The 946-nt window shown below is 65.3% G+C and carries 2 protein-coding genes; both read right to left on the minus strand.

Annotation, left to right across the window (positions count from 1 at the left end; genetic code table 11):
* Window positions 1-243, minus strand: a 243-nt coding sequence (locus QWZ14_RS07975; protein ID WP_290316097.1) for a hypothetical protein, incomplete at its 3' end; no start/stop codon positions are given.
* Window positions 244-254: 11 nt separating this feature from the next.
* Window positions 255-946, minus strand: a 692-nt coding sequence (locus tag QWZ14_RS07980) for a molybdopterin-dependent oxidoreductase (protein ID WP_290316098.1), incomplete at its 5' end; no start/stop codon positions are given.

Genomic DNA, 946 nt, shown 5'->3' on the forward strand with positions numbered 1-946 from the left:
ATAGACATGACGCATCTTGGTCACTTCGGCCGTCCAAAAGGCGCCTGGGTCGCGCAGGTTGCGGGGCTGGGTAGATATGTAGTCAGCCGAGTGGCAGGCGACGCAATTCGCCTGCGCAACGTCAAGACCCGGCCCAGGCGCGAGTTCCGCCGTCTCCTCCGGCAGTTCGTACTGGATTGGTTTCGCGGCGGCCGCTGCCGCCAGCCCGGCAGCCAGCGCCGCGGCGACTGTGAGGACGCGCATATGCATTCCCCTCACGCCGCCGTCACGGAGACGGTCTCGATCACGTTGCGCATATAGCCGGGTGGGTTCCACCGCGCTTCCATCGGCTGGGTGCCGCCATCCTTCCCGGTGGCGCGTGACATCAGGCGATGCACGCCGGCTGGCAGGCGCAGGCTCAGCTCGAAGCCACGAAAGGAATATTTGCCGAGCTCCTCGCCGAGCCGAGCGTCCGTCCAACTCTTGCCGCCATCGATCGAAACCTCGACACGGGCGATGCCCGAGCCGCCGTCGAAGGCGATGCCCTTAACGGTTATATCGCGGTCGGCCGAGACCCGCCCTGCTTCCACCGGCGCGGTGATGAAGCTGCGTACATTGTAGCGCCCGATCGGCCGCGTCTTTGGCGCCGCCGTGCCGGCCGGCACGCAGGCACAGTCATTGTCTGGGATGCGGTAGGCGGAGGTCATCCAGAAGTTGTCGGAAGGTTTGTCCAGCACAATGATCTCATGCAGGTGCTTGACCCAGTAGGTGCCGTAGGTGCCCGGAACCACCAAGCGCAGTGGGTAGCCATTCAGCATGGGCAGGTCGGCGCCGTTCATCGCCCAGGCCAACATCACCTCGCCGTCGCGCGCATGGTCGACGTTGAGCGCCTTGGTGAAATCTGGCGTGTCGGGCGCGGGCGGCTCATCCAGACCGTTGAAGCTGACCTGCATTGCTCCCGCGGCGA

It is taken from the genome of Paeniroseomonas aquatica (genome assembly GCF_030409335.1).
GTDB lineage: Bacteria > Pseudomonadota > Alphaproteobacteria > Acetobacterales > Acetobacteraceae > Belnapia > Belnapia aquatica.